Source organism: Rhodoblastus sp., assembly GCF_052145335.1.
Lineage (GTDB): Bacteria > Pseudomonadota > Alphaproteobacteria > Rhizobiales > Beijerinckiaceae > Rhodoblastus.
In genome coordinates, this window is sequence record NZ_JBKQOU010000124.1 from 1 (window position 1) to 7,336 (window position 7,336).

Annotated in this window: 6 protein-coding genes and 1 pseudogene; 4 read left to right on the forward strand and 3 right to left on the reverse strand. The window is 64.8% G+C overall.

Annotated features, from left to right (window positions below; genetic code table 11):
- Positions 1-183 (reverse strand): annotated as a pseudogene (locus ACLP2E_RS08460) (RHE_PE00001 family protein); the annotation flags it as partial.
- 97 nt (positions 184-280) lie between these two features.
- Here ACLP2E_RS08460 and ACLP2E_RS08465 point away from each other — a divergent pair.
- Genes ACLP2E_RS08465 through ACLP2E_RS08475 form a run of 3 tightly spaced genes read left to right on the forward strand, consistent with a single transcriptional unit; the run spans position 281 to position 3,968 of the window.
- A complete protein-coding gene (locus tag ACLP2E_RS08465; protein ID WP_442465666.1) occupies positions 281-1,963 on the forward strand; it encodes a Mu transposase C-terminal domain-containing protein in 1,683 nt (560 codons plus the stop codon).
- A 4-nt stretch (positions 1,964-1,967) separates the two neighbouring features.
- Positions 1,968-2,846: a TniB family NTP-binding protein gene (locus ACLP2E_RS08470; RefSeq protein ID WP_442465667.1), complete on the forward strand. Its 879-nt coding sequence runs from the start codon at positions 1,968-1,970 to the stop codon at positions 2,844-2,846.
- Between the two features lie 9 nt (positions 2,847-2,855).
- Positions 2,856-3,968, forward strand: a complete 1,113-nt coding sequence (locus ACLP2E_RS08475) for a TniQ family protein (RefSeq protein WP_442465668.1) — start codon at positions 2,856-2,858, stop codon at positions 3,966-3,968.
- Here ACLP2E_RS08475 and scpB read toward each other — a convergent pair.
- Both scpB and ACLP2E_RS08485 read right to left on the reverse strand, forming a co-directional pair.
- Positions 3,926-4,654 (reverse strand): SMC-Scp complex subunit ScpB, encoded by a 729-nt coding sequence (gene scpB, locus ACLP2E_RS08480; protein WP_442465669.1) that lies wholly within the window; start codon positions 4,652-4,654, stop codon positions 3,926-3,928. The two genes, ACLP2E_RS08475 and scpB, sit on opposite strands and share 43 nt — an antisense overlap.
- Before the next feature lie 8 nt (positions 4,655-4,662).
- Positions 4,663-5,745 (reverse strand): DUF1403 family protein, encoded by a 1,083-nt coding sequence (locus ACLP2E_RS08485; protein WP_442465670.1) that lies wholly within the window; start codon positions 5,743-5,745, stop codon positions 4,663-4,665.
- A gap of 121 nt (positions 5,746-5,866) precedes the next feature.
- On the opposite strand from ACLP2E_RS08485, the gene ACLP2E_RS08490 reads away from it, so the two are divergent.
- The gene (locus ACLP2E_RS08490) at positions 5,867-6,970 is read left to right on the forward strand and encodes a tyrosine-type recombinase/integrase (protein ID WP_442465671.1); all 1,104 of its coding nucleotides are present in this window, start codon (positions 5,867-5,869) and stop codon (positions 6,968-6,970) included.
- Positions 6,971-7,336: the final 366 nt, after the last annotated feature.

Sequence of the window (7,336 nt, forward strand, 5' to 3'; positions counted from 1 at the left end):
CGTGCGAATGTCCATGTGGGCGTCATGCAGGACGAGGTCTTCCAAATGCGCCAGCTCTCCGTCGAGCCACAGCGAAGCGCAGGCGTCGGCAAAATGCGTGCGAGAAACCCAGCCGGCGCGAATCGGACTCCCGCGCAGCCGCTCGTCGAGCCTGGCGAGTGCGTCCTCGGTGTCGGTTTTGATTTAAAACTTCAACCAGCTAAAGCGTCACCATTGCTTCAGGTTCGGTCGTTATTTTAGCTGCGCTTTTGCTTTAAAACTTCAATCCCGGAACCGTTTCATGCCACTTTTCAACTCGGGCTTCCCGCGCCAAGCGGCGACCATGCGTCCTGCCGACGATGAGAATTGGCGTGACGCCAAACGGATCGCGCGCGAACTGGACAAGGTGTTGGAGGCGCCGGGACCGCGCAAGACGGCGGTCGCCCGCGCTGCCGGCGAACTGCGGCTCTCGACCCGGCGAATTTATATGCTGCTCGCGCGATACCGGGAAGAGCATACGGTTTCGGCGCTGCTCGCGCGCAAAGGCGCCGCCCGCCGCAAGCGGCTTGCCGGCGACGCCGAGGCGATTATCGCGGCGACGTTGCAGGAAAAATGGATGGTTCTGGAGGCGCCGCCACTGGCGCCGGTCGTCTGCGAAATAAGGGCGCGCTGCCACGAGGCCGGCTTGCGGCCGCCATCTTATGTCACGGTCCGCAGCCGGGCCGCCGCCTTGTTCTCTCCGGAGGAAATCGCCAAGCGGCGCTCCGCCAATCCAAACCATCTGCGCCGGCTCAAACCACGCCCGGGCTATATCAGTGCGCCCCGGCCGCTCGCCGTGACGCAAATCGACCACACCCCGACAGACATCCAGTTCGTCGAGGTGATCGACGGCGCCGGCGTCTTCGTTGGCCGCGCCTATCTGACTATTCTCGTCGACGTTTTTTCGCGCTGCATTCTGGGCTTTTGCCTGACGATCGAGGCGCCGAGCACGCTCTCGGTGGCGCTATGCCTCGCCCACGCCATCTGCCCGAAAGAAGCCTGGCTCGCGACGCGCGGCGTCGCGCACGATTGGCCGACGTTCGGACGGCCCAAGCAAATCGTGGCGGATTCGGCGAAAGAGTTCAAGGGAACGGCGTTCCAAAGAGGCTGCGACGAATATGGCGTATCGATCCGGCTCCGCAACCGAGGCCGGGTTCACGAGGGCGGCGTGGTCGAACGCCTGCTCGGAAAACTCAATGGCGTGATTGGCAGATATGACGGCGCCACCGGCCGCTCCGTCAAGGACCGCGACGGCTACCCCTCCGAAAAGCGCGCTTGCCTGACCTTCGCCGATCTCGAACGCTGCGTCGCGCTCGCCGTCATCGATCACAACGGCCAGATGAACGAGAAGACGCTGAAAGTCCCGCTCAGCGAATGGCGCGCCCATGGCGCCGAGCTTTCGAAAGTCGTCGACGCTCCCGAGGCGGTCTTGCTCAATTTCCTGCCGGGCGTGCGCCGACGATTGACGCCACAAGGCGTCGAACTTTTCGCCCTGCACTATTGCGCGCCCTGGCTCGGCGTTTTCGTGCCGGAGCGAGACCGGATTGGCAAACTCGAAATCCGATACGATCCCCGCGACATCGGCCGCATCTATCTTCGCGACCCTGGCGACGCCGTGTTCCGCGTCGCGACGCGCCGGGACGGCGTGACGAGCTCGGTGACGTTATGGGAGCATCTGCGCGATCGCCGCGAACGACGGGCGGCGCAAGCCCGCACGGCGACGGAAAAAGTTGCGATCGCCCGCGAAATCGGCGAGATCGTGGGAACGGCGAGAACGTCCAGGACCCACACGGCGCGCGCTTCGAAAGCCGAACGACGCGATGCGCTCCGCGCGGCGAAGGCGGCGGAGGCTCCAAAGCCTCACCAAACAATGGAGCCGGCGGTCGAGGCCCCGGCGCCTCACCCCGCTCGGGCCAAACGATTGCTGCCGGTCGAGAACTGGTGAGCCGGTGGCGGAGCACCTCTTCGAACATGTGCGGCCGGTCTTGGCGGCGCCGCTAGCGGAACGCATCGCCTTCATCCGCGCGCCCCGCTGGATCGGCACCGACGCCGCCCTCGCGGCGCATCGACGCCTTCAAGGGTTGCTCGACAGGCCCGCGACTCTGCGCACGGACGGCCTGATGCTGGTCGGTCCCTACGCCAACGGCAAAACCTTGATCGCCGAACGTTTCGTCCTGCAGCATATGGACAGCGCGCCGGAACGCAGGGTTTGGGTGGCGCAGACGCGCGAGGGAACCGGCCTGGCGCATTTCTATGCGAGCCTGATTTCGGGGCTGGGCGCGCCGGCGAGCGGCCTGCGCTCGGTGGCGCGTCTGTCCGAACAGGTCGACGCCTTGCTCAAGGCGTTGCGGCCCCGCGTCCTGATCTTCGACGAATTCCACAATGCGCTGCGCGGTCGAGCGCGCGACGTCGAAGCGATCTTCGCGTTTCTCAGACGCCTTGGCCGCGAATACGACGTCTCGCCGGTGCTGATCGGCGAGGTCGCCGTCTACGATCACATCAACGCCACGACCGAAATGGCGAGCCGGTTTCAAGCCCTGCCCGTGCCGCGCTGGCGCTATGGCGAGAATTATCTCGCTTTGCTCGACACGCTGGAGGCGGCCTTGCCGCTCGCCTATCCTTCCGAACTGTCGCAAGAGCCGATCGCCCGCCGAGTGTTCGCCTTGTCCGAGGGGCTGATCGGCGAGACAGTCCGCATTCTCAGCGAAGCCGCCATTCTCGCGGTCCATGACGGCGGCGAACGGATCACGCCGCGAACGCTCGAAACGCTCGATTACACGCCGCTGTCGCTGCGCCGCCGGGCGGCGCTGCGGCAAGACCTTTTGTAGGCGTCGTCAATGCGCGAACACGCCGGCCTGGCGATCGAAGTGCAGCCGCGTCTCGCGACATTGGCGCCCGAGCGCTGGCCGGCGCGGGTGGTCCCGGCGCACGACGAGCTTCTGTCGAGCTGGCTGCATCGCCTCGCTTTCGTTCACGGCGTATCGCCGCGCCATTTCGGGGCCAATCTTGTCGGGGAAGGGCTTGGTTTCGGCTCCGGCGCATGGTCGGCGCGGCTCGATCTCGCCTTGCCGGAGTTCGTGCTGAACCTCTTGCATCGTCAAACCGGCGCCGGCCGCGATCGGATCGCGGCCATGACGATCGGCGCCGCGCCATGGCGACCGCTGCTTTTGCCCGTCCGACAGGCCCGAGCCGATCGCACAGGCGCGACCTGGCTGCAATTCTGCCCAAGCTGCCTTGCCGAGGACGAAAACCCTTATTTCCGGCGGGCGTGGCGCCGCGCCAGCGTCATGACCTGCCGGCGCCATCGGCGAGCCTTGCTCGATCGCTGTCCATCTTGCGCCCAAGGTCTCGCGCCCTTCAACCAACGCGCGCTCCTCCCGCAATGCCACTGCGCCGTTTGCGGCTTCGATCTACGACGCGCCGCGGCGCCCGACCTCACGCCGGCGGCGCGCAAGGCGGCGGAGCTGATCGACGATCTGATTCGGCTGGAGGCGACAAAAGGCTTTTTGCAGAAAAGCGCGCTCATCGAGCGGATTAGCGCCCTGCCCTCGCTGCAAAATTCACCGAGCCATCTTAAGTTTGCGCGACTGTCGACGCTTGAGCGGCTCCGTTGCGTCGCGAGACTCGCGCGCGGTACGGATCGACGGTTGCAAAAACATCTTTGCGCCGACCGTGACGCCGTGATCGCCAGCTGGCGAGGAATCTTCGTCAGGGCGGGCGGAGCGACGCCGGCGCTCAAACCGCCGCCGCATCGGCTGGCCTGGCTGTCGCCCAATGACAACGACGATCGTCCGAGGACGGGCATTGGCAAAAGCCGCGTCCACGCCGCGGATCTGCGTTCATTGTTGTCGGCCTATGGCGCCGTTCGCGCCCGACGAGAGTTGCGCGAACGCGGCGGCTCGGGCGCCTATGTTTCATCCGCCGGGTCTTCGGCCTCGGCTGCTTCATAATCCAAATCCGCGTCGAACAATTCGTCCTCATCGTCGTCAAGGCCCAAGGCGGCGTCGAGTTCGGTTTCGGGCTGCGGGCGCTCAAGCATCCCTTCCTCCTCCATCTGCTCGATATTGGCGAGGTCGCGCAGCGTGCCGAGGCCAAACACCTGCAGGAATTTCTTCGTCGTGACATAGGCGAAAGGCGCGCCGGGTTCAGGAGCGCGCAGGCCGGCGTCGATCAAATCGTGACGCTTCAGCCGGGCGATGACGTCGCGGCTGATTTCCTTGCCGGCCAGGCGCGAGATGTCCGCGCGGGTGGCGGGCTGCAGATAGGCGATGGCGGTGACGGCGAGCAGTTCGGTCGGCGTCAGTTCGGGCGCGCCGGCGTCGCGAAGATCGCTCGAACAGGCGGCGCGGATCGCATCGGCGAAACGGGATTTGGTGCGGAACTGATAGCCGCCGGCGACAAAGGCGAGTTCATAGGGCCTGGCGCGCAATTCATCGGCGATGTCGCCAATCAGCTCGTCAAGCTTGCAGCTCTTGCCTACCAGCATCGCCAGTTTTTCGCGCGTTACGGGAATGGTGGACGCAAAAATCGCCGCCTCGACGCGGCCCATCCATTCGCGCCAGCGCATGCCTTCAGGCAAATCGTCGAGTTCGGCGTCGAACCGATCCGCCCTTTCGCGCTTGTTGGGACGAGCCATGCGCGCCCTCACAAACCGTAAATGCGAAAGTTGGATCGGCCCGAAAGCTCGCGGACGGCGCCCAATGCGACCAGACGATCGAACAGCCGGCGCGCGGCGCGATCCGAAAGCCCGGCGATTCTTTCGGCGCGCGCCGGGCTCACGGCGTCGTCGGCGAGCAAAAGCTCGATCACGCGCGCTGCGCCTTTGGCGCGCAGTTTTGGCGCAAGCGCCAGCAATTTGGCGGAGCGCCGCGCCAAATCGGCGGCCAGCGCGTGGGCGTCGCCGGCGGCGAGCGCATAGGCCTGCGCCAAAATTTCTGGCCAGTTCGGATCGCCGGGCCGCGGCCGCCTGCCGTTCGGCCCGCGACGCAGGGACGGATCCAAAATTCTTATCGCCAGCAGCGGCGCCGGCCGCTCCCAGCCCAAGCTCTTCGCCAGGGTCAGATCGGCGGCCCATAACGCCAGGATCTCGGCTTCAGCGCTCATGGCGTCTGGCAGCGTCTGTGTGACCAAGAGCGCCGCCTGCGTTGCGGCGGCCAGCGGATTGCGCTGTTTTGTCGCGGCATTTTGCCAGGCCGCCGCGACGCCGGCGGCGTCAATCGTCGGCGGCGCGTCAATGAGGGCAAGGATGCGGGCGACACCCTCGTCGTCGAGCCGCGTTGATCGGACTGCGAGCATGCGCCAGAGAGCGTGCAGCCGGCCGGCCCGGCCGGGGTCGGCGCCCGCCAGGCTCAGATGTTCGGCGTCGCGCAAATCGCCCTCGTCTTCGCGCAGCCGCAGAATTTTTGATGCAACGCCAGCCGCGCGCAGCGCCAGGCGCTGGCGCAAGGTTCCGGCGAAGGGCGGGTTTTCGCGAAAAACCCGGTCGAGCAACGCCAGGCCGGCGCCCGCCGCAAAGAAGGACTCGGCCGCGAATTTTTGTGGGTCGGCGGCGCCTGGGGATTTTTCGTCTGCTCTCGCCCAGGACGGAAAAACAAGTTGAGTCAGTGGGTTCGCAAGGGCCTCTGGCGTCGCCTCGCGCCGGGAATGGCGGCGGCGCGGGCTTGCGTCAGCCGAAGCGTCGACCAGTTGCGGATCGGAGAGCGGACGCGAAGGCGCGAATCGAGGCATGTCGGAGCTTAGCAGATGACGGCGCTTTGTCAGCTCATATGGCGTAAAATCCGCCGGACTTGTCAGGCGAAAAATATGTCCGATAATGTTACTTTATCGGACATATTTTGGAACCCCAGCAATGCCAGAGCAAAACCCCGCAAACGACCCCTCCTCCGGCCTTTCGAGCTGTCGGGAAAATGAGAACGAACAAGAAACATCGACCGAAGTCGAGGCGGTGCTCCCCTCTTCCCGCCTCGCGCGCATAGAGCCACTCGCCGCTCTCGCCGAGACGGCCAAGGGTTACGCAAGGGCGGCGCGCGCTGAAAACACGCAGCGCGCCTATGACGCCGATTGGCGGATGTTTTCCTCCTGGCTGCGCCGCCACGGTCTTGCCCCGTCGCCGCCCGACCCGCAGACGGTCGGCCTTTACCTCGCCGCCTGCGCCGATGAATCGAGCCGCGGCGCGCGGCCAACGAGCGTCGCCACGCTGGAGCGCCGTCTTTCCGGCATCTGCTGGCATTATCGGCAACTCGGCGAACCGCTCGACTCGCGAGACCGCCACATTGCGACGGTGCTCGCCGGCATCCGCCGCCGCCACGCCCGTCCGCCGGCGCAAAAGGAGGCGATTTTCGCCGATGAGCTCCTCGCCATGCTGGCCATGCTCGACATGGACCTGCGCGGCCTGCGCGACCGCGCGATCCTCGCCCTGGGATTCGCGGGAGGCTTAAGGCGCTCCGAGATCGTCGGCCTCGACTGCGGGCCAGGTGAGAGCGAAGACGGAACTGGTTGGATCGAAATCCTCGAAGGCGGCGCGATCCTTTCGATCAATGGCAAGACCGGCTGGCGCGAAGTTGAAATCGGCCGCGGCTCGCGGCCCGAGACTTGCCCCGTCGCCTTGCTTGAAACATGGATGCGTCTCGGCCGGATCGCGCACGGGCCGTTGTTCCGACCGATCGCGCGCAAAAACGGCGGCGTCGCCTCAGAGCGTTTGACTGACAAACATGTGGCGCGCCTGGTGCAGAAAACCGCGATGCGGGCGGGAATTCGCGGCGATCTGACCGAGGGCGAGCGGAAAAAGGCTTTTGGCGGCCATTCACTGCGCGCCGGCCTCGCCTCCTCCGCCCAGATCGAGGAGGCGCATGTGCAAAAGCACCTCGGCCACGCCAGCGCCGAGATGACGCGGCGCTACCAACGAAAGCGCGACCGCTTCAAGGTCAATCTCACCAAGGCGGCCGGGTTGTGAGCTTAAAATTAAAGGGCAACTGAAGGGCGGCGTTGAAGCGGTAAATTAAAACCCTGTTTGCGATTTTTGGCTTAGCGTTTCAAATTGAAGTTTCTAAGCAAAACCGACACTCAGCCTGCGCCAGAGGGGCATAGATTTTCCCCCAATCGAGCATTTCGACAATTTTTGCGTCGGCTTTCAACCGCCTGCATTCCTTGAAAATATTTCGCTACAGCGAAGCTATCATAGCTTTTACTTCCATCATAGGCGCAACTGTTTGGCGCGGCTTCTCACTATCGATAAGGATAGCTTATCGATAGTGTTGACGCATAGCGTTTGAAACGGCAAAATGACCGTCGAAACCGCCCCAGGCCGCGGGCGCGCCAA

Excerpts from the sequence above, each read along its gene's own strand:
- ACLP2E_RS08485 (WP_442465670.1), bottom strand. The coding sequence starts at position 5,745 with ATGCCTCGATTCGCGCCTTCGCGTCCGCTCTCCGATCCGCAACTGGTC.
- ACLP2E_RS08475 (WP_442465668.1), top strand. The coding sequence starts at position 2,856 with ATGCGCGAACACGCCGGCCTGGCGATCGAAGTGCAGCCGCGTCTCGCG.
- ACLP2E_RS08465 (WP_442465666.1), top strand. The coding sequence starts at position 281 with ATGCCACTTTTCAACTCGGGCTTCCCGCGCCAAGCGGCGACCATGCGT.
- ACLP2E_RS08490 (WP_442465671.1), top strand. The coding sequence starts at position 5,867 with ATGCCAGAGCAAAACCCCGCAAACGACCCCTCCTCCGGCCTTTCGAGC.
- scpB (WP_442465669.1), bottom strand. The coding sequence starts at position 4,654 with ATGGCTCGTCCCAACAAGCGCGAAAGGGCGGATCGGTTCGACGCCGAA.